The organism is Streptomyces sp. NPDC110618, assembly GCF_055657065.1.
The window spans coordinates 96,538-118,773 of sequence record NZ_JBVKBN010000015.1 but is presented as its reverse complement, the minus strand read 5'-3'; the positions used below and the strand labels follow the sequence as shown (position 1 = coordinate 118,773).

General features: G+C 71.5%; 23 protein-coding genes. 12 read left to right on the top strand and 11 right to left on the bottom strand.

Annotated features, from left to right (window positions below; translation table 11 throughout):
- The first annotated feature begins 179 nt into the window (after positions 1 to 179).
- Both afsR and afsS read left to right on the top strand, forming a co-directional pair.
- Positions 180 to 3,134 (top strand): SARP-family global regulator AfsR, encoded by a 2,955-nt coding sequence (gene afsR, locus ACZ7L7_RS24800; RefSeq protein WP_285516111.1) that lies wholly within the window; start codon positions 180 to 182, stop codon positions 3,132 to 3,134.
- 218 nt (positions 3,135 to 3,352) lie between these two features.
- On the top strand, positions 3,353 to 3,547 hold the full coding sequence (gene afsS / locus ACZ7L7_RS24795; protein WP_285516110.1) for a regulatory protein AfsS: 195 nt from the start codon (positions 3,353 to 3,355) through the stop codon (positions 3,545 to 3,547).
- An 88-nt stretch (positions 3,548 to 3,635) separates the two neighbouring features.
- Here the strand turns inward: afsS and ACZ7L7_RS24790 are convergent, their stop codons facing one another.
- Genes ACZ7L7_RS24790 through ACZ7L7_RS24775 form a run of 4 tightly spaced genes read right to left on the bottom strand, consistent with a single transcriptional unit; the run spans position 3,636 to position 4,892 of the window.
- On the bottom strand, positions 3,636 to 4,007 hold the full coding sequence (locus ACZ7L7_RS24790) for a fic family toxin-antitoxin system, toxin component (protein WP_285516109.1): 372 nt from the start codon (positions 4,005 to 4,007) through the stop codon (positions 3,636 to 3,638).
- Positions 4,004 to 4,222 (bottom strand): hypothetical protein, encoded by a 219-nt coding sequence (locus ACZ7L7_RS24785; RefSeq protein WP_285516108.1) that lies wholly within the window; start codon positions 4,220 to 4,222, stop codon positions 4,004 to 4,006. The genes ACZ7L7_RS24790 and ACZ7L7_RS24785 overlap by 4 nt, the downstream gene beginning before the upstream one ends.
- Positions 4,223 to 4,254: 32 nt before the next feature.
- Positions 4,255 to 4,635, bottom strand: coding sequence for an ATP-binding protein (locus tag ACZ7L7_RS24780; protein WP_285516107.1), 381 nt, complete (start codon positions 4,633 to 4,635; stop codon positions 4,255 to 4,257).
- 20 nt (positions 4,636 to 4,655) lie between these two features.
- Positions 4,656 to 4,892 (bottom strand): hypothetical protein, encoded by a 237-nt coding sequence (locus ACZ7L7_RS24775; RefSeq protein WP_472077156.1) that lies wholly within the window; start codon positions 4,890 to 4,892, stop codon positions 4,656 to 4,658.
- A gap of 139 nt (positions 4,893 to 5,031) precedes the next feature.
- On the opposite strand from ACZ7L7_RS24775, the gene ACZ7L7_RS24770 reads away from it, so the two are divergent.
- The 4 genes from ACZ7L7_RS24770 to ACZ7L7_RS24755 all read left to right on the top strand — a co-directional run bounded on the left by ACZ7L7_RS24770 (position 5,032) and on the right by ACZ7L7_RS24755 (position 9,179).
- Positions 5,032 to 5,883 (top strand): helix-turn-helix domain-containing protein, encoded by an 852-nt coding sequence (locus ACZ7L7_RS24770; RefSeq protein WP_285516105.1) that lies wholly within the window; start codon positions 5,032 to 5,034, stop codon positions 5,881 to 5,883.
- Positions 5,864 to 6,067 (top strand): DUF397 domain-containing protein, encoded by a 204-nt coding sequence (locus tag ACZ7L7_RS24765; RefSeq protein ID WP_285516104.1) that lies wholly within the window; start codon positions 5,864 to 5,866, stop codon positions 6,065 to 6,067. The genes ACZ7L7_RS24770 and ACZ7L7_RS24765 overlap by 20 nt, the downstream gene beginning before the upstream one ends.
- A 286-nt stretch (positions 6,068 to 6,353) precedes the next feature.
- Positions 6,354 to 7,070, top strand: coding sequence for a hypothetical protein (locus ACZ7L7_RS24760; RefSeq protein ID WP_472077154.1), 717 nt, complete (start codon positions 6,354 to 6,356; stop codon positions 7,068 to 7,070).
- Positions 7,071 to 8,726: 1,656 nt separating this feature from the next.
- Entirely contained in the window at positions 8,727 to 9,179 is a 453-nt protein-coding gene (locus ACZ7L7_RS24755) for a phospholipase (protein WP_285515932.1), read from the top strand.
- Between the two features lie 30 nt (positions 9,180 to 9,209).
- Here ACZ7L7_RS24755 and ACZ7L7_RS24750 read toward each other — a convergent pair whose 3' ends face one another.
- Entirely contained in the window at positions 9,210 to 10,763 is a 1,554-nt protein-coding gene (locus ACZ7L7_RS24750) for a FadD3 family acyl-CoA ligase (RefSeq protein ID WP_285515931.1), read from the bottom strand.
- A gap of 92 nt (positions 10,764 to 10,855) precedes the next feature.
- On the opposite strand from ACZ7L7_RS24750, the gene ACZ7L7_RS24745 reads away from it, so the two are divergent.
- From ACZ7L7_RS24745 to ACZ7L7_RS24735, 3 genes are read left to right on the top strand one after another with little or no spacing between them, the layout of a single operon-like run.
- A complete protein-coding gene (locus tag ACZ7L7_RS24745; RefSeq protein ID WP_472077152.1) occupies positions 10,856 to 12,004 on the top strand; it encodes a lipid-transfer protein in 1,149 nt (382 codons plus the stop codon).
- 13 nt (positions 12,005 to 12,017) lie between these two features.
- The gene (locus ACZ7L7_RS24740; RefSeq protein ID WP_285515930.1) at positions 12,018 to 12,434 is read left to right on the top strand and encodes a Zn-ribbon domain-containing OB-fold protein; all 417 of its coding nucleotides are present in this window, start codon (positions 12,018 to 12,020) and stop codon (positions 12,432 to 12,434) included.
- The gene (locus tag ACZ7L7_RS24735) at positions 12,431 to 13,201 is read left to right on the top strand and encodes an enoyl-CoA hydratase/isomerase family protein (protein ID WP_285515929.1); all 771 of its coding nucleotides are present in this window, start codon (positions 12,431 to 12,433) and stop codon (positions 13,199 to 13,201) included. Before ACZ7L7_RS24740 ends, ACZ7L7_RS24735 begins: the two co-directional genes overlap by 4 nt.
- Before the next feature lie 6 nt (positions 13,202 to 13,207).
- Here ACZ7L7_RS24735 and ACZ7L7_RS24730 read toward each other — a convergent pair whose 3' ends face one another.
- The 3 genes from ACZ7L7_RS24730 to kbpA all read right to left on the bottom strand — a co-directional run bounded on the left by ACZ7L7_RS24730 (position 13,208) and on the right by kbpA (position 17,117).
- Positions 13,208 to 13,669, bottom strand: coding sequence for a hypothetical protein (locus tag ACZ7L7_RS24730; protein WP_352230234.1), 462 nt, complete (start codon positions 13,667 to 13,669; stop codon positions 13,208 to 13,210).
- 198 nt (positions 13,670 to 13,867) lie between these two features.
- Positions 13,868 to 16,216, bottom strand: coding sequence for a serine/threonine-protein kinase (locus tag ACZ7L7_RS24725; RefSeq protein ID WP_285515927.1), 2,349 nt, complete (start codon positions 16,214 to 16,216; stop codon positions 13,868 to 13,870).
- Positions 16,217 to 16,400: 184 nt separating this feature from the next.
- Positions 16,401 to 17,117 (bottom strand): AfsK-binding protein KbpA, encoded by a 717-nt coding sequence (gene kbpA / locus ACZ7L7_RS24720; protein WP_472077150.1) that lies wholly within the window; start codon positions 17,115 to 17,117, stop codon positions 16,401 to 16,403.
- Positions 17,118 to 17,239: 122 nt separating this feature from the next.
- Between kbpA and ACZ7L7_RS24715 the strand changes: the two genes are divergently transcribed.
- Complete coding sequence (locus tag ACZ7L7_RS24715) at positions 17,240 to 17,887, top strand: TetR family transcriptional regulator (protein WP_285515925.1); 648 nt, start codon at positions 17,240 to 17,242, stop codon at positions 17,885 to 17,887.
- Between the two features lie 103 nt (positions 17,888 to 17,990).
- Here ACZ7L7_RS24715 and ACZ7L7_RS24710 read toward each other — a convergent pair whose 3' ends face one another.
- Positions 17,991 to 18,443 (bottom strand): Lrp/AsnC family transcriptional regulator, encoded by a 453-nt coding sequence (locus tag ACZ7L7_RS24710; RefSeq protein WP_285515924.1) that lies wholly within the window; start codon positions 18,441 to 18,443, stop codon positions 17,991 to 17,993.
- A gap of 82 nt (positions 18,444 to 18,525) precedes the next feature.
- Between ACZ7L7_RS24710 and ACZ7L7_RS24705 the strand changes: the two genes are divergently transcribed.
- Positions 18,526 to 19,131 (top strand): LysE family translocator, encoded by a 606-nt coding sequence (locus ACZ7L7_RS24705; protein WP_472077147.1) that lies wholly within the window; start codon positions 18,526 to 18,528, stop codon positions 19,129 to 19,131.
- 190 nt (positions 19,132 to 19,321) lie between these two features.
- Here the strand turns inward: ACZ7L7_RS24705 and ACZ7L7_RS24700 are convergent, their stop codons facing one another.
- Positions 19,322 to 19,798, bottom strand: coding sequence for a nitroreductase family deazaflavin-dependent oxidoreductase (locus ACZ7L7_RS24700; RefSeq protein ID WP_285515922.1), 477 nt, complete (start codon positions 19,796 to 19,798; stop codon positions 19,322 to 19,324).
- Positions 19,795 to 20,982: an acyl-CoA dehydrogenase family protein gene (locus tag ACZ7L7_RS24695; protein ID WP_472077145.1), complete on the bottom strand. Its 1,188-nt coding sequence runs from the start codon at positions 20,980 to 20,982 to the stop codon at positions 19,795 to 19,797. The genes ACZ7L7_RS24700 and ACZ7L7_RS24695 overlap by 4 nt, the downstream gene beginning before the upstream one ends.
- 92 nt (positions 20,983 to 21,074) lie before the next feature.
- Here ACZ7L7_RS24695 and ACZ7L7_RS24690 point away from each other — a divergent pair, with 92 nt between their 5' ends.
- A complete protein-coding gene (locus ACZ7L7_RS24690) occupies positions 21,075 to 22,223 on the top strand; it encodes a thiolase C-terminal domain-containing protein (protein WP_471592586.1) in 1,149 nt (382 codons plus the stop codon).
- Positions 22,224 to 22,236 lie beyond the last annotated feature (13 nt).

Sequence of the window (22,236 nt, the reverse complement as noted above, 5' to 3'; positions counted from 1 at the left end):
AGCGCCGATCTGACGGTCCGTCAGCTCTCGGGGCGACGACCGGAAGCCTGCGAAGAGGTTGTGAGGGCCTTGTGGCGTACCGCACGTCTGGCTGTGAGTGGCGTCTCGCACGGCTGACGCATCCGCCATGAACAAGGCAAACTGGCCTGGTTGTCATGACGTTCTGCAGGGGGACGGCGATGGACGGTGTACCGCGGGTGCCGGAGCAGCGGCGTGGCGGCCAGGTCGGCTCGCAGGAGCCGGCGGCGTTGCGCTTCGGCGTGCTCGGCCCGGTGCGCGCCTGGCGTGGGGACGAGGTGCTGAACACCGGCTCGCCCCAGCAGCGCGCCCTGCTCGCGGCCCTGTTGCTGCGGGAGGGCCGTACGGCGACGGCGGGGGAGCTGATCGACGCGCTGTGGGGCGAGGAGCCACCGCCGCAGGCGCTGGCGGCGGTACGGACGTACGCGTCCAGGCTGCGCAAGGCGCTGGACCCAGGGGTGCTGGTCAGCGAGTCCGGCGGGTACGCGGTGCGCGGGCTCGGCGACGGGGCGCTGGACCTCTCGGTCGCCCAGGAGCTGGCGACGGAGGCGGAGAAGGCCCGCGGCACCGGGGACTTGTGTCATGCCCGCGACGTATTGAACCGGGCGCTGGCCCTGTGGGACGGGGAGTCGCTGGCAGGCGTGCCCGGCCCGTACGCGGAGGCACAACGGGTCCGTCTGCAGGAGTGGCGCCTGCAACTCCTGGAATCCCGCCTGGACATGGACCTGGAGCAGGGCTGCCACGCGGAGGCGATCTCGGAGCTCACCGCGCTCACGGCGGCGCACCCGCTCCGGGAACGCCTGCGCGAGCTGCTGATGCTCGCCCTCTACCGCAGCGGGCGGCAGGCCGAGGCGCTGGCGGTGTACGCCGACACGCGGCGCCTGCTGGCGGACGAACTGGGCGTGGACCCGGGCCCGGGCCTGCGGGAGTTGCAGCAGCGGATCCTCCAGGCGGACCCGAACCTGGCGGAGCCGTCGGCACCGCTCGCGGAACCTTCGGTGGTCCCGGTCCGCCCCGCACAACTCCCGGCCACCGTCCCCGACTTCACGGGCCGCGCGTCCTTCGTGTCCGAGCTGAGCCAGGTCCTGGCCACGGCGGAGGGCCGGGTCATGGCGGTCTCGGCGCTGGCCGGGATCGGCGGCGTGGGCAAGACGACGCTGGCGGTGCACGTCGCCCACCAGGCGCGGTCCGCCTTCCCCGACGGCCAGCTCTACGTCGACCTCCAGGGCGCGGGCGCCCGCGCGGCGGACCCGGAAACGGTCCTGGGCTCCTTCCTGCGCGCCCTCGGCACGGCGGACTCGGCGATCCCGGACTCCCTGGAGGAGCGGGCGGCCCTGTACCGCTCGGTCCTGGACGGCCGGCGCGTGCTGGTCCTGCTGGACAACGCCCGGGACGCGGCCCAGGTACGGCCCCTGCTGCCCGGCACCTCGGGGTGTGCGGCGCTGGTGACGTCGCGGGTGCGGATGGTGGACCTGGCCGGGGCGCACCTGGTCGACCTGGACGTGATGTCCCCCGACGAGGCGCTGTCCCTCTTCACCAAGATCGTGGGCGAGGAGCGGGTGGCGGCGGAACGGGAAGCGGCCCTGGACGTGGTGGCGGCGTGCGGCTTCCTGCCGCTGGCCATCCGCATCGCCGCGTCCCGCCTCGCGGCCCGCCGCACCTGGACGGTCTCGGTACTGGCGGCGAAGCTGGCCGACGAACGGCGGCGCCTGGACGAACTGCAGGCCGGGGACCTGGCGGTGAAGGCCACGTTCGAGCTGGGCTACGGGCAGCTGGAGCCCGCGCAGGCGCGTGCGTTCCGGTTGCTGGGGCTGGCGGACGGACCGGACATCTCGCTGGCGGCGGCAGCGGCCCTGCTCGACCTCGGGGTGGAGGAGACGGAGGAACTGCTGGAGTCCCTGGTGGATACGTCGCTCCTTGAGTCGGCGGCGCCGGGGCGGTACCGGTTCCACGATCTGGTGCGGCTCTACGCGCGTGCTTGTGCGGAGAGGGACGAGCAGTCTCCGAGTGAGCGGGGGGCTGCGCTGTCGCGGTTGCTGGACTTTTACCTGGCTACGACGGCCCAGGTGTACTCGATCGAGCACGGCGAGGACCGGCTGACCGACCACCTGGAACCGACCCAGTACCCGGGAATGCGCTTCGCCGAGGCGTCGAGAGCCCTCGACTGGCTGTACACGGAGGCCGGACAACTCCTGGCATGCGTACGACAGGCGGCGGGGACGGAACGGCTGCGACGGGCCGTCGATCTGCTCTGGGCGGCGAAGGACCTGACCGAGTCGGGCGCCTACTCGTACCAGTACGAGGTGACGGCACAGGCCACCTGCGAGGCCACCCGGGTCGCGGGTCACGAGCGGGCCGAGGGCAGGGCGCGCACGGTACTCAGTGACGTGCTGCTGGTCTCCGGGCGGGTCCAGCAGTCGGAGCAGGAGGCGCGGGTGGCCATGGAACTCGCGGCGCGCGCACAGGACTCCATCGCCGTCAGCTGGGTCGCCAACAACCGAGGCCTGATCTGCCTGCACGAGAGCCGGTTCGCGGACGGCAAGATCTTCTTCGACCAGGCCCTCGAAGGTCTGCGGGCCACGGGCAACAGGCCCTTCGAAGCAACCGTGCTGGGCAACCTGTCGCGGGCTCATCTCGGCATGGGCAACATCGCGAAGGCCGTGGAGATCGCCCAGAGGGGTCTCGCCGTGCACATGGAGGTCGGCCAGACCGTCCGGCTGGCCAACGGGCACTTCCAACTGGGCGTCGCGCTGACCAGGGCGGGCCGATACACGGAGGCGTTGAGCCAGTTCTCCGACGCCCTCGGCCTGTTCAACGACCACCGCCAGCGGCTCTGGGAGGGCGTCACCCACTTCCGCATCGCCGAGGTCCATGCGGCCGAGCGGCGTCCCGCGAACGCCGCTCAGCACGCCGAGCAGGCTCTGGCGTTGGGTTGCATTGGCGGAGACCGCATGCGGGGCAACGTCCTGACCCTGTTGGGGCGTTCGCTGTCCGCGCTCGGACAGGCGGACCGGGCGCGCGCGTGCTGGCGGGAGGCACTCAACCTCTACGAGCAAAACGGCGCGCCGGAGGCCGACGAGGTACGCGAACTGCTCACGTCAACCGCGGCCGCGTAGCGGGGAACACGCCTCTCACCTGGGGTTGGCGGGCGTTCAGCGTTCGTTTATCTCCTCCCGCCAGACTCGTAGTCAGTCGCACCGTCGCCACGGGGGGCAGGCGGTCCGACGCGGAGCCCGGCGAGCTAGTCTGCGGCTCCGAACGCCCGTCCGGTAATACTCGGGGGAGTTACCGGACGGGCGTTCCTCACTCACATCGAACAGAGGAACACGAATCCATGAGCGACAAGAAGAAGGACGAGACCGTCACTCCGGACACCGACGCCACGGCCGTCGAGCCCGCCGCGGACGAGGCGATCACCACGCTCAACAACTCCATGCCGAGCGAACCGGCCAAGGCCGAGACCCTCGTCACCAAGAACAACTCCATGCCGGCCCCGCCCGCCCTGGACCTGGACGGCGGCAAGAAGTAAGCCTCATCCCACGGGGATCGGCCGCGGCGGCGCGGAGGGGGAGCCGTCGCGGCCGAGGCATGTCCGGGGGCGGCGGTCCCCTCCCGGGTCACACCGCCCAGGACTTGAGCACCTCGGCCAGGCTACGGGCGTTGCTGCTCTCCTTCTTCAGCTCCGTGGCCAACGCGGAGACCCGCTGCTGGTCGAGCTTCGCCGGGACACCGGAGGCGACGAGGTAGGCGTAGGCGACGGCGACGGCAACCCGTAGGTTCGGGCGTTCCAGCCACCGCATACGGCCCAGGGAATGCGCGAGGGCGGCTGCCTTCGCGTAGGCGCCCTGGTACACGTCCTGGCCGACCAGCACCGCCTTGCACCGCTCGACCGCGGCGATCGGTACGCCGTAGTCGTCAATCGCGGGATCGTCCTGCCCCGCCCGCTGCGCGACCTCAAGAATCCAGGCGAGGTCAACATTCAGGCTCAAGTACGGCCGTCCCCCTCGATCTCGTCGAGGAGATCGCCGTAGTCGTCCAGCACTTCCTGCGCCGCCGCCATGAAGACGGAACGGAGCTGCTCGTTGTCGGCCCGGATGAGCTGCTCGACATATTCGTTGACCGGTATACGCCGCGTGGCCGCGGCCTGGCGGGCCATTTCCGCGGTGTCGTCGTCCATGCGGATGTTGATCTGCGTCTTGGCCATGCGGCGAAGGTATCGCCTGATACCAACCCTCACTAGGGGCTGATACCACCCTCACCCTCACCTCCAACCACCTCGCACCACACCGTCTTGCCGACGACACCCCGCTCCACACCCCACCGCACCGCCACCGCGTCAACGAGCAGCAGCCCACGCCCGGACTCATCGTGCACAGTGACGGCCGACACCCCTGGCAGCACGCACAACCCCGCATCACTGACCGCAACCCGCGTACGGACACCCGCACGAGCGACCCGCACGGTCACCGGCACCCCCTCCCCCACATGTCGGATGACGTTCGCCATCAACTCACTGACGCACAACTGGACCTCCCCACCCTCGTCCCCGAACCGATCCCGCACCGCCCGCCGCAGTTCCGCCACCGCCTTGGGCAGGGCGAGCAGACTCACCTCCATCACCGAGTCCGACTCCCCCATCAGCCCGCCGCCTCACGAAGAACCGCCGCCAGTTTCCGCGCAGTCGGGATGTTGCAGTTGCCGAGCACGACCAGGCCCACGGGAGGCCGGCGCGCGGCAGCGAAGCTCGGGAGGTCCACGCCGAGGGAGGGGAGGGTGATGCCGTGGGCGGCGAGGGCGTCGCGCAGTTCTTCCACGCAGAGGGTCGCGTCGAAAGGGGTGGGACTGGGCTCGGGATTGGACTTGGGCGACTGCATGGACGTACGCCTTCCTGTGCACTCTGTGATGAATCAGTCACAGGCTGGCGCCACGCCGCGTACCGTGAAAGACGTTCGGCTTCCCGGACGCGAACGGCAGAACCCGACGCGGTAGTTGTGGAAATGGCGGTGAACCAGGTTGCGGCGCAAGGACATCGACGGTTCGGAAAGCGTTCCGAGCTTCTACGGCAAGGAGTTGCGGTGGAAGCGGGAGGAGGCGGGGCTCACGCTTCAGCAACTGGCCGAGGGAAGCTTCTACGGACTGAGTCACCTCAGCGAGATCGAGCGGGGCGAGCGCCGCATGCCGCGCGACCTCGCCGAGCACGTGGACCGGGCACTGGGGACGGACGGGTTCTTTGCGCGGCGGCGCGAGGATGTGCGTCGGGCTCGGCGGAGGGGGCATGCCAAGTATTTCGAGAGGGTTCTCGAAGCCGAGCAACATGCCGACGTGATCGAGGAATGGTGCCCCACGCTCTTCCCTGGACTGCTCCAGACAGCCCCGTACGCCCACGCAGTCGTACGGGCCACACACCCGCTGGAGTCTCCGCAGCAAACTAACGAAAAGGTGGAGGCTCGCATGGCCCGCGCCCGCCTCTTCGACAACGACGCCACAACCCCCGAGTACTGGGTGATCATCCACGAGTCGCTGCTACGACTGCCCATCCTGCCGCCGCTAGAGATGGCGGTCCAACTGGAGCACATCGTCGCGTTGGCCAGACGGCCCCGAATCACTCCACAAGTGCTCCCGTGGAATTGCGGGCCGCATCCCTTCATGCTCGGCACGGCGAAGCTGATGAGCTTCCCCGACGCCCCGCCGCTGGTGTACACGGAGTCCCTCCACACCGGGGCCACCATCGACGATCCGGCACTCGTGAAGGAATACCGCAAGTCGTACGATCGGCTCAGGGCCGCCGCTCTGCCGCCGGAGGCGTCCCTCGCAATGGTCGAGGAAGCGGCTGAGGACTACCGAAATGGCAAGCAAAGCCTTTGACTTGAGCACCGCGCGTTGGAAGAAGAGCAGCTACAGCAACGGCAGCGGCGGCGACTGCGTCGAGGTCGCCGACAACACCCCGGGCGTGATCCCCATACGCGACTCCAAGAACCCCGCCAACGCGCCCGTACTCCTCTTCCAGCCCCCGACCTGGGCCACATTCCTGGCGTCCCTCAAACGCTGATCCCTGCCCCTGACCCCGGGGTTATCCACAGGCACCCTCAGGAAGCCGCCGCCTCTGCGATCTTGAGGGTGTGGAGCAGCGGACGGCGTTACGGGAGCTTACGGAGGGCGGGGTTCTGCTGACCTCCCGCGCCGTCGATGCCGGGTGGCCCGAGCGGAGCCTTTCAAGGGTTCTGCGAGTGGAGGGCTGGACCCGGATCCGGGCGGGTGCGTGGGTCCAGCCGGGGCAGGCGGTCGACCTTGCCATACGCCTCCGGGCGGTACAGCTGCTCAGACCACAGCTCGTCGTGAGTCACCGGTCGGCGGCCGCCCTCTGGCGGATCGAGACGCTCGGCAATGGCACCGACGCGGCCCTGGAGTTCGTTGACCCGAAGCTGGCTCTCCGCCGGAAGAGCGGAGGCGTACACGTGTACCGGCTCCCTCTCACCGAAGCGGACGTAGCCGTACGGAACGGCCTACGCGTCACCAACCCGGCACGCACACTCGCCGATCTGCTCAGGGCCGGGCCGAGGAACGACGCACTCGTCGCCGCGGAGTCCGCGCTGACCTACCGTCGGGTGAACCGCGTACGGCGTGCGCCGGTGACCCGCCTCGACGTGATCGCCAAGGCACTCGATGCACCGCTACTCGGAGCAAAGAGGGCGCGCGACTGGTTGGGGTTGATCAACCCGCGCTCCGAGTCACCGGCCGAGACCATCGCCCGCCTGCACATGCACGACGCCGGCCTGCACCCGGAACCCCAGGCCGAGCTCCTCACCCCGGAGGGACGCCGACTCCGCCTCGACTTCCTGTTCCGTACCGAGGGCGTGGCCGTCGAGGTCGAGGGCTACGCCTACCACGGCACCTGGGAGGCCCACCGCCGGGACGTGGTCCGCTTCAACCAGATCGCGCAGTGCCCGAAGGTGCGCAGACTGCTGCGTTTCACCGCCGAGGACGTGTTCCATCGGCCTGCGCTGATGATTGAGGGAATTCGGGCCGCTCTGGGCACCGGAGTGAGCGGGTGACCGTGTCTCGGTGTGGGCCGCCCGCTTCTTGGCCAGGGTCGTGCTTCCGCGGCCCGGCCTCAAGGCGCTCCGCCTGCGGCTCCGCGTCGGCTACGCCGATGGGCCTGCGGCCCACCCTTGACCCCGGTCCGCTCCAGCACGGGTGAGAAGCGAGCGAGCGGCCCGGGGAAAGCGGGGGCCAGGCGGGCCCGGGTCCGGGTGAGTTGCGGGGCGGGCCGGGGTCGGGGGCGCGCCAGCGCCTCGCCTGCACGCCGGGCGGGCTTAGCGGCGAACGGTTGGTGGGGGGTGGGGTGCGCGGCGGCGGGGTGGCGGCACACCGGGTCGGCCCAGCGGCTTGCGCCCGGTGGGTGGGACGCGACAGGAGGGTGGGGCGCGGCAGGAGGGTGGGGGCACACCGGGTCGGCCCAGCGGCTTGCGCCCGGTGGGGGGTGGGGTGCGCGGCGGCGGGGTGGCGGCACACCGGGTCGGCCCAGCGGCTTGCGCCCGGTGGGTGGGACGCGACAGGAGGGTGAGGGCACGCCGGGCGGGTTTGGCGGCTTGCGGTTGGTCGGGTGGGTTGAGTGGGTCAGTGTCTGGGCGATGGGGCGGGGTGGGGTGGGGAGCGTGGCGCCACTGCGACTGGTGGGGTCCAGGAATCGCCTCGGCAGTCACAGGAGTCCCATCTCTCCCGTGGTGGGGGTGATTGGGTGTTTCCGGCCAGGCTGGTGGTGTGTGGGCTGGGGGGTTTTGGTGGTGTGCTTGGCCGGAAACACCCAATCACCTCCTGGAGCGTGCCTGGTGGGGTAATTGGCAACTCTCCTTCCCGGAAGGAGGGACGGGGCTCCTGTGGCTGACGAGGCAGCGGTGCGTGGCCCTCTGCGCTCCGGGCCCAGGCCTCACCGGGAACAGCGGCCGCCGCAGTGCCACCCACCCCCACCGGGCGCAAGCCGCTGGGCCGACCCGGTGTGCCGCCACCCCGCCGCCGCGCACCCCAACCCCCACCAACCGCTCGCCGCCAAACCCGCCCGGCGTGCCCCCACCCTCCTGCCGCGCCCCACCCTCCTGTCGCGTCCCACCCACCGGGCGCAAGCCGCTGGGCCGACCCGGTGTGCCGCCACCCCGCCGCCGCGCACCCCACCCCCCACCAACCGTTCGCCGCTAAGCCCGCCCGGCGTGCAGGCGAGGCGCTGGCGCGCCCCCGACCCCGGCCCGCCCCGCAACTCACCCGGACCCGGGCCCGCCTGGCCCCCGCTTTCCCCGGGCCGCTCGCTCGCTTCTCACCCGTGCTGGAGCGGACCGGGGTCAAGGGTGGGCCGCAGGCCCATCGGCGTAGCCGACGCGGAGCCGCAGGCGGAGCGCCTTGAGGCCGGGCCGCGGAAGCACGACCCTGGCCAAGAAGCGGGCGGCCCACACCGAGACACGGTCACCCGCTCACTCCGGTGCCCAGAGCGGCCCGAATTCCCTCAACCACAGCCCGGAGTTACTCCCCTCAAAGCCGAGCTCGCGGCAGTTCCCCGGACCCATATCCCACCCTTCGTCCCCTGATGCGTCCTCATATTCGTTGATTCACGGAAAATTTGACGCCGACTACTTTCAACGCGCATAGACCTGGCCGCATCCTCATGTCATGTACCTGCCCGTCCGACAAGCGGGTGGGCAGCCTCATGGAGGTGTGGGATGCACCGCAGACTCGGTACCGCACTTGCAACCTCGACCCTGGCGCTCGTCACCGTCGTCGCCACCGCGGCCACGGCCGACGCCGCTCCCGCCGACAAGCCGCAGGTCCTGTCCAGTTGGACCCAGACCAGCGCGTCCAGTTACAACGCCTGGGCCGCCGCGCGCGCCAACCAGTCCGCCTGGTCCGCCTACGGGTTCGACTGGTCCACCGACTACTGCTCCTCCTCGCCCGACAACCCCTTCGGCTTCCCGTTCTCGATGTCGTGCGCCCGCCACGACTTCGGCTACCGGAACTACAAGGCCGCCGGCACCTTCAGCGCCAACAAGTCCCGCCTCGACAGCGCCTTCTACGAGGACCTCAAGCGCGTCTGCAACAACTACAGCGGCGCCACCAAGACCGCCTGCAACAGCACCGCCTGGACCTACTACCAGGCCGTTCGCGCCTTCGGGTGAAGCAGGCGGAGCCCTACGGGGGGGTGCCGGTCAGGTGCCGGTGCCCCTCAGCTCTCCCTTCAGCACCTTTCCGCTCGCGTTCCTCGGCAGTTCTGCCACGAACTCCACCGACCTCGGCACCTTGTAGTTCGCCATCTCACGCCGGGACCAGGCCATCAGGTCGTCCGCCGTCAGCATCGCTCCGGGGCGCCTGACCACGTACGCCTTTCCGACCTCCCCCAGGCGGGGGTCCGGGACTCCGATCACCGCCGCCTCCGCCACGTCCGGGTGCAGGGCCAGGAGGTTCTCGATCTCCGCCGGGTACGCGTTGAAGCCGCCGACGATGTACATGTCCTTCACCCGGTCCGTCACCCTCAGGTTGCCCGCTTCGTCCAGTACCCCTACGTCGCCCGTGCGCAGCCAGCCGTCCCGCGTCAAAGCCTCCGACGTGGCGGCCTCGTCCTCGTAGTAGCCCCTCATCACGTTGAAGCCTCGGACCAGCACCTCTCCGGGGGTGCCCTGTGGCGCCTCCACACGGACCTCCGTTCCCGGTATCGCCCGGCCCGAGGTCGACGCGATCACCGACGGGTCGTCGCCGCGGCGGCACATCGTCACTATGCCGGTCGCCTCGGACAGGCCGTAGGCCGTCAGGACCGTCTCCACGCCCAGTTCCGTGCGCAGGCGTTCCACCAGGCGCAGGGGGATCACCGCCGCGCCCGTCACCACCAAGCGGAGGGAGGTGAGGTCGTAGGCCCGGCGGGAAGGGTGGTCGAGGACGGACTGGAGGAGGGTGGGCGGGCCGGGGAGGACCGTCACCGACTCCGCGGCCAGGTTTGCCAGTGCCGTGTTCACGTTGAACACCGGCTGCGGGATCATCGTCGCCCCGCGCATCAGGCACGCGATCACCCCGGCCTTGTAGCCGAAGGTGTGGAAGAAGGGGTTCACGATCAGGTAGCGGTCGCCCTGGCGCAGGCCCGCCAGGTCCGACCAGATCGCGTAGGCGCGGAGGGTTTGGGCGTGGGTGATCGTCACGCCCTTCGGGCGGCCTGTGGTGCCTGAGGTGTAGACGATGTCCGACGGGGAGTCCGGGGGCAGTTCGAGGGGCTCTGCTGTCAGGCCCTCCCCCGCCGCCAGGAAGTCCTTCCAGGTACGGAAGTCCTCCGGCGCGTCGTCCGCCAGCACTACGACATCCCGCAGCGCGGGGAGTCCCGGGCCCGCGGCCATCGCCCGGCGCAGCGAGGCGACGTAGGACGTGCCCAGGAACGTGCCCGTCACGAACAGGAGCCTCGCTCCGCTCCTGCGCAGGACGTCCGCCGCCTCCGTGCCCTTGAAGCGGGTGTTCACGGGGACCAGGACCGCCCCCGCCGACACCGCGCCCAGCGCCGCCACGATCCAGTCCAGGGTGTTCGGCGCCCAGATGGCGACCCGGTCGCCGGGACGGACCCCGGCGGCGACGCAGGCCGCCGTGGAGCGGTCGATCCGGGCGCCCAACTCGGCGTAGGAGATACGGGTCCGGCCCTCCACCACCGCCTCCGTGTCGGCGTACCGCTCGGCCGACCGGCGGACCAGTTCCGGAATGCTGCCCCACTCGACGTCACCGCGCACCACAGCCCCCAAACCACTAGCTGACTGTCCGTCAGATTAGCTGTAACCTGACGGCCTGTCAGCAAAGGGCGGCAGACGGGAGGGGCTCCAGCATGGTCGGGATCAAGGACGCCACCGCCATCGTCGGCATCGGGCAGACGCCGTTCGCCAAGCACCTCCCGGAGGACGAACGCACCCTCGCCTGCCGTGCCGTGCTCGCCGCGCTGGACGACGCCGGGATCGCGCCCGGCGAGGTCGACGCGCTCGCCTCGTACACCATGGAGGACACCGACGAGGTGGAGCTGGCCAAGGCCGTCGGCCTCGGTGACCTCACCTTCTTCAGCAAGGTCGGCTACGGCGGAGGCGGTTCGTGCGCCACCGTCGCCCATCTCACCGCCGCCATCGCGGCCGGGCAGGCGACCGTGGGCGTCGCCTGGCGGTCCCGCAAGCGCGGGTCGGGCCCTCGGCCGTGGACCAACACCCAGGTCCAGCTGCCGACTCCGGCGCAGTGGACGCGGCCCTTCGGACTGCTGCGGCCCGTCGACGAGATAGCCATGCTCGCCCGCCGCCACATGCACGAGTACGGCACCACTCGTGATCATCTGTTCAATGTCGCCCTCGCCTGCCGCAACCGCGCCAATCAGAACCCGGCGGCCGTGATGTACGAACGGCCGCTGACCCGCGAGATGTACATGAACGCGCGGTGGATCAGCGAGCCTCTGTGTCTGTACGACAACTGCCTGGAGACCGACGGTGCGTTGGCCTGTGTCGTGGTCAGCCGGGAGCGCGCCCGGGACTGCCGGCGGCCTCCTGTCTATGTGCACTCCGCCGCCCAGGGGCTGCCCGCCCAGCACCACGGCATGGTCAACTACTGGAACGACGACCCGCTCACGGGACCTGCCTGGACCGCCGCCCGGCACTTGTGGAAGCACGCGGATCTCACTCCGCAGGACGTCGACGTCGCCCAGATCTACGACGCCTTCACCCCGCTCGTCCCGCTCTCCCTGGAGGGGTACGGCTTCTGCGGGCGCGGCGAGGGCGGGGCGTTCACCGAGGGCGGGGCGCTGGAGATCGGCGGGCGGCTGCCGCTCAACACCGGCGGCGGCGGGCTGAGCGAGGCCTACGTGCACGGCTTCAACCTCATCACCGAGGGCGTCAAACAGCTCCGCGGCACCAGCACCGCCCAGGTGCCGGGCGCCGCCACCTGCCTCGTCACCGCGGGCGAGGGGGTTCCCACCTCCGCGCTGCTCCTACGGAACTGAGGAGTCGATCAGGATGCTCGCCCCCGTCACCGATGCCGACGGCGCCCCCTTCTGGCAGTACGCGGCCCGCGGTGAACTGCGGATCCAGTTCTGCGCCGAGTGCGCCGAACCCCGTTTCCCGCCCCGCCCTTGTTGTCCGCACTGCCAGTCCTTCGCGAGCGAGTGGCGGCGGGTCGGGGGGCACGGGCGGATCTGGTCGTATGTCGTCGCCCATCCGCCGTTGCTGCCGGACTACGCGGCCTGTGCGCCGTATCCGGTGGTGGTGGTCGAGCTTGTCGATCTGCCTCGGATTCGGCTGGTGGGCAATCTTGTACGGCGGGCCGGTGATCCGCTGGGGGCGTTTCCGCGCGACCGGGTGCGGATCGGGGAGCGGGTTCGCGTCGTCTTCGGGGGCGACGGGATGCCGCAGTGGGTTCTGGAGCGGGCGTGAGCGTCGATGTCAGGACGGACCGCGGGGTCGCCGTCGTCACCCTCGACCGGGCCGAGCGGCTCAACGCCCTGGACTTGGCGACCGTGCGTGAACTCGTCGGCGTCTGGCGCAAGTTCCGGTTCGACGACTCCGTGCGGGCTGTCGTCCTCACGGGGGCCGGGCGGCGGGCCTTCTGTACCGGGATCGACCGGGATGCCGTCGTGCCGCAGCCCAACTCGCCCTACTCCCAGGACGATCCGCTGCTTCGGGTGGGGCCCAAGTCCAACGACCTGTGGAAGCCGGTCGTCGCCGCCGTGCACGGCATGGCCTGCGGCGGGGCCTTCTATCTGCTCGCCGAGTGCGAATTCCTCGTCGCCGACCCGAGTGCCGAGTTCTTCGACCCGCACACCTCCTACGGCATGGTCAGCGCGTACGAGTCGATGCTGATGGCGGCACGGATGCCGGCCGGGGAGGTGGCGCGGATGATGCTCATGGGCACCGCCGAGCGGATCTCCGCCCGACGGGCCCATGAGGTGGGTCTGGTGTCCGAACTGACTGAAGAAGAGGGTGACTTGGCCGCCGCCCTGCGGTGCGCCGAGGTTCTCGCCGGGTATCCCACCGAGGCCGTGCAGGGCACCGTGCGGGCCCTGTGGGCCGCGCAGGAGCAGGTTCGCGAGCGGGCCTTCGCGCAGGCGCCGCAGCTCATCGCGCTGGGGAACCTGCCCGCCGGGCGGCAGGCGGAGCTGTTCGCCCGGCGGAGGAGCGGCGGACCGCCGCTGGTGCGGTGACCGGTGTCAGACGGTCGGCATCAGCTCGGCCTCGCACAGGTCGACCTGCGCCGCGTTGGACGCGTCGGTGAGGTCGACCTGGACCTGGGCCGTCTCACCGGCGGGGACGATCTCCTCGACCGTCTGCATGTCGACCACGGAGGACTGGGCGTCCTTGAAGTGGACGACGACCGTGACGGTGACCGGGTTGCCGTTCGGGTTGGTCAGGTCCACGACCGCGTACGGCTGCTCCGTGCTCGCGCAGCTCACCAGGTCGATCTTCACGTCCTGCGCCGTACCCGCCGAGCCGGTGTCCGCGCCGGGGCCGGAGCCGGACGTGTCGTTGTCGTCATCGTCGTCGTGCCGGGACGACGAACTGTCGTGGTTCTGGCTGGAGCTGCTGCATCCGCCACCCGAGTCACCGTCGCCGCCGCCGTGGCCGCGGCCCGACGAGAAACCCGTCAGGGAGAGAACCACCAGTGCCGTCACCGCTGTGAATTTGAGCTTGCGCCCCCGAAGATCCATAACGGCCACCCTAGCTACCGCCTGTCACGATCATGTCACCACATGGCGACCGGGGCGTCCCCGGCGTAGCGTTCGCTGTGAGAGCGGCGTCAGGTCCGCTCCCGGCAGTGACGGCCGCCGCCCGGCTCCCCTTCCGTGCACCGGTACGACGGCCGTCCCGCCTCACGCGGTGCGCGCGGTGCCCGTGCCCTTCTCCGCGTCGAGCGCGTAGACGCAGCGGTCCTTGCTGCACGCGTACACGACCCCGTCCCGGACGACCGGCGAGCCGGTGATCTCGCCGCCGGTGGCCAGCTTCCAGCGCAGCCGTCCGTCGTCGGCCTTGAGCGTGTACAGCAGGTGGTCGGTGGAGCCGAAGTGGATCCGGCCCTCCGCCACCGAGGGGGCGCCCACGATGTCGCCGCCCGCCTGGAAGCGCCACTTGGGCGTGCCGGTGACCGCGTCCAGCGTGTACAGGCCCTTGCCGCTGCCCACGTGCACATGGCCCGCGGCCACCAGCACCGGCTCGATGGAGGACCGGGCCTCGGTGGCGATCCGCCAGCGGTCGCGGCCGTCGGTGGCGTCCAGGGCGTAGACCGTGCCGAGGTAGTCGGCGAGGTAGACGCCGCCGCCGGTGACCGCCGGGCCGGGGACGAAGGTGGGCGGGCTGAGGAAGACCGCGGGGGCCTCGAAGTGCCAGCGGACCTGGCCGGTGGCCACGTCCAGGGCGATCACGCGGGTGCCTGCGGAGACGTAGACGTAGCCGTCGGGCGCCTGGGTGATGCGGACCGGCACTCCGCCGCAGGAGGCGGCGTCGCCGATCGGGTACGACCAGCGCTCGTCGCCGGTTCTGGCGTCCCGGGCGCGCAGCCGGGCGTCCTGCCAGACGTAGACGGTGCCCTCGTACAGCGCCGGGCCCGCCTCGGGGGACTCGAAGTCGCTCTGGGCGCCGGACAGCTCCCACAGCCGCTGCCCGGTGGACGCCTCCCACGCCTGTACGCCGCCGCCGCGCGTGCCGGTGACGACGGTGCCGCGCTCGGCCTTGAGGGAGTACACCCAGGCGTCCGTGGGCAGCCGCCACAGGTCGGCGCCCTCGCGGCTGTCCAGCGCGAACAGGGTGGGCCCGTCGGAGGCGTGGATACGGCCGTCCGCGACCGCCATCGACCAGGCGACGTCCCTGGTCTTGAAGCGGCGGCGGCCGGTCGCGACGTCGAGGGCGTGCACCTCGAAGGAGGTGACGTAGACCAGGTCACCGGCGACCGCCGGGGTGCCCCACACGTCGTTCGACATGCGGAACCGCCAGGGGCGCCAGCCGCTGGGCGTCTCCGGGGGCGCGGGCGGCGCGGCGGGCGCCACGGCCGGGTCGGCGCCGTTGACGCCGGGGCGGGGCTTGGACCAGTTGGCGACCAGGCCCGCCTCCGGCGGCGGTGCCTTCACGGCGGCGGCGCGGGCGTCGGCGACGCGCGGTCCGGGCCCGATGGGCACCTGGGCGCCCGCCAGGCGCACCGGGCCGGTGTCGGGGGCGCCGACCGGCGCGGGGACGGGCGGGGCCGGGACGACGGGGTCGTGCGGCGGGGGCGGCGGGACCATGCGGCCGCCGCTGCGGCCCCCGGACGGGGGTGTGGACTTGGCCGGGGGGCGGCCGTTGCGCCGCGCCTCGATCAGGCTGACCGCCCGCTCGGGCAGCCACGCCGACGCCGTACCGCTGTCGTCGGAGCCGGAGCCGAACAGGTGGGGGGCGAGCTGGGCCTGGAGGTCGGCCGGGTTGGGGCGGGCGGTCGGGTCCATCTGCATGCAGGACTCGATCAGCGGGCGCAGCTCGTCCGGCAGCCCTTCCAGGTCCGGGCCCTCGCGCAGCAGCATGAAGACCGTCTCGACCGGGTTGGCGCCGTGGAAGGGCGGGTGGCCGGTCGCGGCGAACACCAGCATCGAGCCGAGCGAGAAGACGTCGCTGGCGCCGGTGACGCTGCGGGAGTCCTTCGCCTGCTCGGGGGACATGTAGGCGGGGGTGCCGACCGCGACGTTCGTCATGGTCAAACGGGTGTTCGAGACACCGGAGGCGATACCGAAGTCGATCACCCGGGGGCCGTCCTCGACGACGAGGACGTTGGAGGGCTTGAGGTCACGGTGGACGAGACCGGCGCCGTGGATCGACTGGAGGGCCTCCGCCACGCCCGCCGCCAGCCAGCGCACCGCCTGGGCCGGGAGCGGCCCGCACTCGTTCACTATCTCTTCGAGGGAGGGCGCGGGGACGTACGCGGTGGCCAGCCACGGCACGGCGGCGCGCGGGTCGGCGTCGACCACGGCCGCGGTGTAGAACCCGGAGACGGCGCGGGCCGCCTCGACCTCGCGCGTGAAGCGGACGCGGAAGAGCTGGTCCTCGGCCAGCTCCGTGCGGACCGTCTTGATCGCCACGCGCCGGCCGGACGCCGAGCGCGCGAGATAGACCAGCCCCATGCCGCCGGCGCCCAGCCGTCCCAGCACCTCGAACGGCCCGATCCGCCGCGGATCGTGCTGCGTCAGCTGATCCACCACTTGCCTGCCACCTCCCCGTACGGGCCGCGTCACCCACGTATGTACGCGACCCCGTGCAGCGTCTCACCACGGCACCGCCATGGCGGCACGCACCCCGATTCTTCCTGTACCGGGGCGCGGTTGCGAACCCGGGGTCAAATCGGGGTGTCTCCGGACAAAAACCCCAGCCCGCTCGCCAAAAACCTCAGTCTGCGCGCTGGAGCAGCGCGAAAGAGGCCCCTTGATTGTCCGTGACGACCGCCACAGTGCCGTACGACGTCTCAAAGGGTGGCGCCTGGACCCGCCCGCCCAGCCCTGTCACCCGTTCCACCGCCCGCGCGCAGTCCACCACCCGGAAGTGGACGACGAAGTGCGGCGGCATCTCCGGGAAGAACACGTCGGCGACCGGGGCGCGCCCGAAGTCGGGCTTGGCGTCCGGGCCGAAGAGGGCGGCGTGGAAGAGGGGGCCGTAGAAGTCGTTGGCGGTCTCGGTGTCCCGGGCGTACAGCTGCGCCCAGGCGAAGGTGCCGATCTCGTGGCGGCGGCCGAAGCCGGGGTGGGAGAGCGGCTGCCAGAGCCCGAAGACAGCGCCCTCGGGGTCGGTGACCAGGGCGGTCACCGCCTCCCCGGAGCGGGTCTCCAGGGGCGCGGCGACGATGTTCCCGCCCGCGTCCAGGATCCGCCGGGCCAGTGCCTCGGCGTCCGGGGTGGCGAAGTAGACGGTCCACACGGTCGGCATCCGCCCGTCCGTCTTGGGGAGCAGCGCGGCGACGCGCTCCCCTTCCTTGAGCGCGTAACTGTCCTCGAAGCTCCATCCGAAGAGATCACCGTAGAAGCGCTTGCCCGCCTCGACGTCGGGAAGCTGGACGTCCACCCAGCAGGGGACGCCCTCCGCATACCGAGATGCCCTGTTTTCGGCCATGCCGCCAAAGTAACGGGCACCTCCGCACCGCGCAGACCAGGCACACCAGGCTCCGAACCCTCGTGCACCCCATTTGCAGTCGGCCGAATCGCGCTCCGATCACCCCTCGGTAAGCTGACGGCATGACAGGACAAGTGCGTACCGTCGACGGCCGCGTGGCCGGTCGGCGTGGGCAGGCGACCCGGCAGAAGCTGCTCGACTGCCTCAGCGAGATGCTCAGCTCCTCCCCCTACCGGGACGTCAAGGTCATCGATGTCGCCCGGAAGGCGGGCACTTCGCCCGCGACCTTCTACCAGTACTTCCCGGACGTCGAGGGCGCCGTCCTGGAGATCGCCGAGCAAATGGCCGCCGAGGGCGCCGGGTTGACCGAACTCCTCCAGGGCCGTTCCTGGGTCGGCAAGTCGGCGTGGCAGACCTCGCAGGAACTCGTCGACGGGTTCCTGGAGTTCTGGCGCAAGCACGACGCGATCCTGCGCGTGGTCGATCTCGGCGCGGCCGAGGGCGACAAGCGCTTCTACAAGCTCCGCATGAAGATCCTCAACTCGGTCAACAACTCCCTCGCGGACGCGGTCGCGGAGTTGCAGGCCAAGGGCAAGGTCGACAAGGACGTCAACCCGGCCGCGGTGGCGGGTGCGCTGGTCGCGATGCTCGCGGCGGTGGCCTCGCACCAGAAGGGCTTCCAGTCCTGGGGTGTCAAGCAGGCGGAACTCAAGCCGAACCTGGCGCTGTTGGTGCATCTGGGCGTGACGGGCAAGAAGCCCACGAAGTAGGCGCCCCGGCACGCTCCCTTTCGGCTTCGCCGGATTTGATAGTCCCAGGCCCCAAGTCCTGTCTGTCAGGCGGCCGTTCACCGAGGTGGACGGCCGCCTGCCGCTATGCGGGCAGCGGGCGGTCGCGTACGACGTGCTTCATCACCAGCGTCGAGGTCAGCCGCTGCACGCCCGGCAGGGTGGCCAGGCGCTCGTCGTAGAGCCGCTGGAAGGCGGCGAGGTCGGCGGTCGCCACCCGCAGCAGGTAGTCCGGCTCGCCGAACAGCCGCTGGGCGTCCAGGACATGCTCGATCTCCCCGATGGCCCGCTCGAACTCGGCGACGGTGTCGCGGTCCTCCTGCCGCATCGAGACGAAGACCAGCGCCTCGAAGGTCAGACCCACCGCGACCGGGTCCACGACCGCGCGGTAGCCGCTGATCGCCCCCGAGCGCTCCAGCTCCCTGAGCCGGCGGTGGCAGGGCGAGACGCTCAGCCGCACCCGCCCGGCCAGCTCGGTGACGGTCAGCCGCCCGTCCTGCTGGAGCTCGGCAAGAATTTTCCGATCAACGTCGTCCATAGGGCAGATCTTCCCCCATGGTGCCGGGTATCGAGCAAATATCGGCAACACTTTCGGGACATTCCGGCCTAATCTGCCCGGTATGGACTCGGGAACCCTCATCTCCTTCCTCGCCCTCGATCTGCTGCTGGTCTGTGTACCGGGAGCCGACTGGGCGTACGCGATCTCGGCGGGGCTGCGCGGCGGCTCGGTGGGGCGGGCGGTGGCGGGACTGGTGAGCGGGTACGCCCTGCACACGGCGCTGGCGGCGGCGGGCCTGGCGGTACTCGTCGCGAGCCGGCCCGCGCTGCTGACCGGGCTGACGGTGGCCGGGGCGGCGTACCTGGTCCGGCTCGGCTGGAGCGTGCTGCGGCGGCCGGGGGTGCCCGGGGCCGGGGAGAGCACGGACGAGCGGGTCTTCCTGCGGGGGGCGATGATCAGCGGACTGAACCCCAAGGGCCTGCTGCTGTATCTGTCGGTCCTGCCGCAGTTCCTGGTCACGGGCGGCGGTCACCTGCCGGTCCCCGCGCAGACGGCCACCCTCGGACTGCTCCACATGGCGTGCTGCGCCGCCGTCTACCTCTCCGTCGGCCTTGGCGCCCGCGCGGTCCTGGGCGCCCGCCCGGCCGCGGCCCGCGCGGTGACCCGGACGAGCGGGGCGGCGATGCTGGGGATCGGGGCGTTCCTGCTGGTGCAGCACACGCTGTGAGCTGCGCTCAGGGCTCCCGCCGTACGAGCCGGACGCCCTGCTGGTGCAGCACACCCTGTGAGCTGCGCTCAGGGCTCCCGCCGTACGAACCGGACGCCCTGCTGGTGCAGCACACCCTGTGAGCTGCCCTCAGGGCTCCCGCCGTACGAACCGGACGCCCTGCTGGTGCAGCACACCCTGTGAGCTGCCCTCAGGGCTCCCGCCGTACGAGCCGGAAGAGCCGGATCTCCCGCTCCACCCGCGCCTGATACGTGGCGTACGGGGGCCAGAAGGCGAGCGCGGCCTGCCACGCGGCGGCCCGCTCCTCTCCCTGGAGCAGCCGCGCGGTGACCGGGATGTCCGCGCCCTTCCAGTTGATCTCGGCGTCGGGGTGGGCGAGCAGGTTCGCGGTCCAGGCGGGGTGCCCGGTACGCCCGAAGTTGGACCCGATCAGCACCCAGCTCCCCCGCTCCGGCTCCGGCATACAGGCGAGCGGCGTCCGCCGGGGCTGCCCGCTGCGGGCCCCGGTGGAGGTGAGGATGACCCCGGGCAACAGCTGGGCGCTGAGCAGCACACGGCCCCGGGTGAGCCGGTGCACGGCCCTGTCGAGCGCGGGGATGACATGCGGGGCGACCTTGGCGAACCCGCGCGTGGAGGACACCTTCTGCACCACCCGGACGCCGATCACACCGTCACCTCCGCCGCCTCGAACAACCGGGCCACCTCGGCCGCGTACCCCCTGAGCCGGTGCGCGGGGCCGAAGAGCAGATCGTCACCCGCGGCGCGCTTGAAGTAGAGCTGGGCGCTGTGCTCCCAGGTGAACCCGATGCCGCCGTGGAACTGGATCGCCTCAGCGGCGGCCGCACGGAGGGCTTCCAGGGCCTGGGCGAGGGCGAGAGGGGCTACGGGTTCCCCGGCGGGCGGCTCCCCCTGCCCCACGGCCCACGCCGCGTAGTACGCCGCCGAGCGGGCCGCCTCCACCTGGACGTACACGTCGGCCAGGCGGTGCTTGACCGCCTGGAAGGAGGCGATGGGGCGGCCGAACTGTTCGCGTTGCTTCGTGTGGTCCACCGTCAGCTCCAGGGCGCGGGCGGCGGCGCCCACCGCCTCGCAGGAGAGGACCGTGGCGGCCGATGTGCCCAGCCGGGCCAGGGCAGCCGGGATGTCCGCCTCGCCGGTGCCCAGCAATTGGGCCTTCACGTCCCGGAGTTGGACGCGGGCCTGGGGGCGGGTCTGGTCGAGGGTCGTGAGGCGGGTGCGCAGGAGGCCGTCGGCGTCGCCGGGGACGAGGAACAGGTCGGTCCGGGAGCGGGCGTAGCCGCCGGTGTGGGCCGCCACCAGGAGGAGGTCCGCGCTGTGGCCGTCGAGGACGCGGTCGGCCTCGCCGTACAGGAGCCACTCCACGCCCGAGCGCCTGGCCTGGACCCCGCCCGCGCGTCCGCCGCCCGCCCAGTCGCCGCGGTTGTCGCCGGTGAGGGCCAGGCAGGCGGTGGGGGCCGCGAGAGCGCAGGTGAGGCAGCCGGCGGCGATCCGGGGCAGGAGGTCGGCGCGCTGCGTGTCCGTGCCCAGGGCGAGGACCAGGGGGGCGGTCAGGACGGCCGTGGCGAGGAACGGGGTCGGGGCCAGGGCGCGGCCCAACTCCTCGACTGCCAGGGCCAGTTCCGTCACCGAGCCGCCGACTCCGTCGAACCGTTCCGGGAGCGCCAGACCCGGCAGGCCGAGCTGGTCGGACAGGGCCGTCCACAGGACCGGGTCGTGTCCGGCGGGCGTGTCGACCGCGGCGCGCAGTTCCTCCGGGCCGCAGCGCTTGTGGAGCAGTTCGCGGAGGGTCCGGCGTATCTCGACCTGTTCCGCGGTGAGTCCGGCGTCCATCGCTGCCCCTTCCCTCCGGATCTGACGGTCCGTCATATTAGGAGCGCCGGGTCCAGATGCCCAGAGGGACGCACTGACGGGAGTGACCAGTCATGACTGCCGGAAACCGGAACGTCGCCGTGGTCGGCGTGGCCCTCTCCGACTGCGGCCGCCTCGACGGCGCGACCCCGTACACCCTGCACGCCCAGGCCGCCCGCCGCGCCCTCGCGGACGCCGGTCTCGACCGCGCCCGCGTCGACGGCCTCGCCTCCACCGGCACCGGCGTCCTCGCGCCCGTGGAGATCGCCGAGTACCTGGGCCTGCGCCCCACCTGGGTCGACTCCACCTCGGTCGGCGGCTCGACCTGGGAGGTCATGGCCGCGCACGCCGCCGACGCCATCGCCGCGGGCCACGCCAACGCCGTTCTGCTGGTCTACGGCTCCACCGCCCGCGCCGACATCAGGGCGGGCCGCAGAACCGGCGACCTCTCCTTCGGCGCCCGCGGCCCGCTGCAGTACGAGGTCCCGTACGGCCACACCCTGATCGCCAAGTACGCGATGGCCGCCCGCCGCCACATGATCGAACACGGCACGACGATCGAGGAGCTGGCCGAGGTCGCCGTCCAGGCCCGCCGGTACGCGGCGCTCAACCCGGAGGCGATGTTCCACGACCCCATCACCGTCGACGACGTCCTGTCGGGGCCGATGATCGCGGACCCGTTCACCAAGCTGCACTGCTGTATCCGCTCCGACGGCGGCGCGGCGGTCCTGCTGGCGGCCGAGGAGTACGCGCGGGACTGCCGTACGGAGCCGGTGTGGATCCTCGGCACCGGCGAGTGCGTCTCCCACTCCACGATGTCCGAGTGGGAGGACTTCACCGTCTCCCCGGCCGCGGTCAGCGGACGCCTCGCCTTCCGGCGGGCCGGGGTCCGCCCCGCCGAGATCGACCTCGCCGAGATCTACGACGCCTTCACGTACATGACCCTGGTGACCCTGGAGGACCTGGGCTTCTGCAAGAAGGGCGAGGGCGGGGCGTTCGTCCGTTCCCGGGAACTGCCCGTCAACACCGACGGCGGCGGACTGTCCGCCCAACATCCCGGTATGCGCGGGCTGTTCCTCCTCGTGGAGGCGGTCCGGCAACTGCGCGGGGAGTGCGGGGCGCGGCAGGTGCGGGCCCGCGACGGGGGCCTGCCCCGGCTGGCGGTGGCTTCGGGGACGGGGGGCTGGTTCTGTTCCTCGGGGACGGTGGTGCTGGGGCGGTAGTCGCGCGGGGTCG

Bases quoted from the DNA above. Each gene is read 5' to 3' on its own strand.
- ACZ7L7_RS24705 (WP_472077147.1), top strand. From the start codon at position 18,526: ATGGACTCGGGAACCCTCATCTCCTTCCTCGCCCTCGATCTGCTGCTG.
- ACZ7L7_RS24710 (WP_285515924.1), bottom strand. From the start codon at position 18,443: ATGGACGACGTTGATCGGAAAATTCTTGCCGAGCTCCAGCAGGACGGG.
- ACZ7L7_RS24780 (WP_285516107.1), bottom strand. From the start codon at position 4,635: ATGGAGGTGAGTCTGCTCGCCCTGCCCAAGGCGGTGGCGGAACTGCGG.
- ACZ7L7_RS24690 (WP_471592586.1), top strand. From the start codon at position 21,075: ATGACTGCCGGAAACCGGAACGTCGCCGTGGTCGGCGTGGCCCTCTCC.
- ACZ7L7_RS24715 (WP_285515925.1), top strand. From the start codon at position 17,240: ATGACAGGACAAGTGCGTACCGTCGACGGCCGCGTGGCCGGTCGGCGT.
- ACZ7L7_RS24765 (WP_285516104.1), top strand. From the start codon at position 5,864: ATGGCAAGCAAAGCCTTTGACTTGAGCACCGCGCGTTGGAAGAAGAGC.
- ACZ7L7_RS24695 (WP_472077145.1), bottom strand. From the start codon at position 20,982: ATGGACGCCGGACTCACCGCGGAACAGGTCGAGATACGCCGGACCCTC.
- ACZ7L7_RS24740 (WP_285515930.1), top strand. From the start codon at position 12,018: ATGCTCGCCCCCGTCACCGATGCCGACGGCGCCCCCTTCTGGCAGTAC.
- kbpA (WP_472077150.1), bottom strand. From the start codon at position 17,117: ATGGCCGAAAACAGGGCATCTCGGTATGCGGAGGGCGTCCCCTGCTGG.
- afsR (WP_285516111.1), top strand. From the start codon at position 180: ATGGACGGTGTACCGCGGGTGCCGGAGCAGCGGCGTGGCGGCCAGGTC.
- afsS (WP_285516110.1), top strand. From the start codon at position 3,353: ATGAGCGACAAGAAGAAGGACGAGACCGTCACTCCGGACACCGACGCC.
- ACZ7L7_RS24755 (WP_285515932.1), top strand. From the start codon at position 8,727: ATGCACCGCAGACTCGGTACCGCACTTGCAACCTCGACCCTGGCGCTC.
- ACZ7L7_RS24775 (WP_472077156.1), bottom strand. From the start codon at position 4,892: ATGCAGTCGCCCAAGTCCAATCCCGAGCCCAGTCCCACCCCTTTCGAC.
- ACZ7L7_RS24745 (WP_472077152.1), top strand. From the start codon at position 10,856: ATGGTCGGGATCAAGGACGCCACCGCCATCGTCGGCATCGGGCAGACG.
- ACZ7L7_RS24785 (WP_285516108.1), bottom strand. From the start codon at position 4,222: ATGGCCAAGACGCAGATCAACATCCGCATGGACGACGACACCGCGGAA.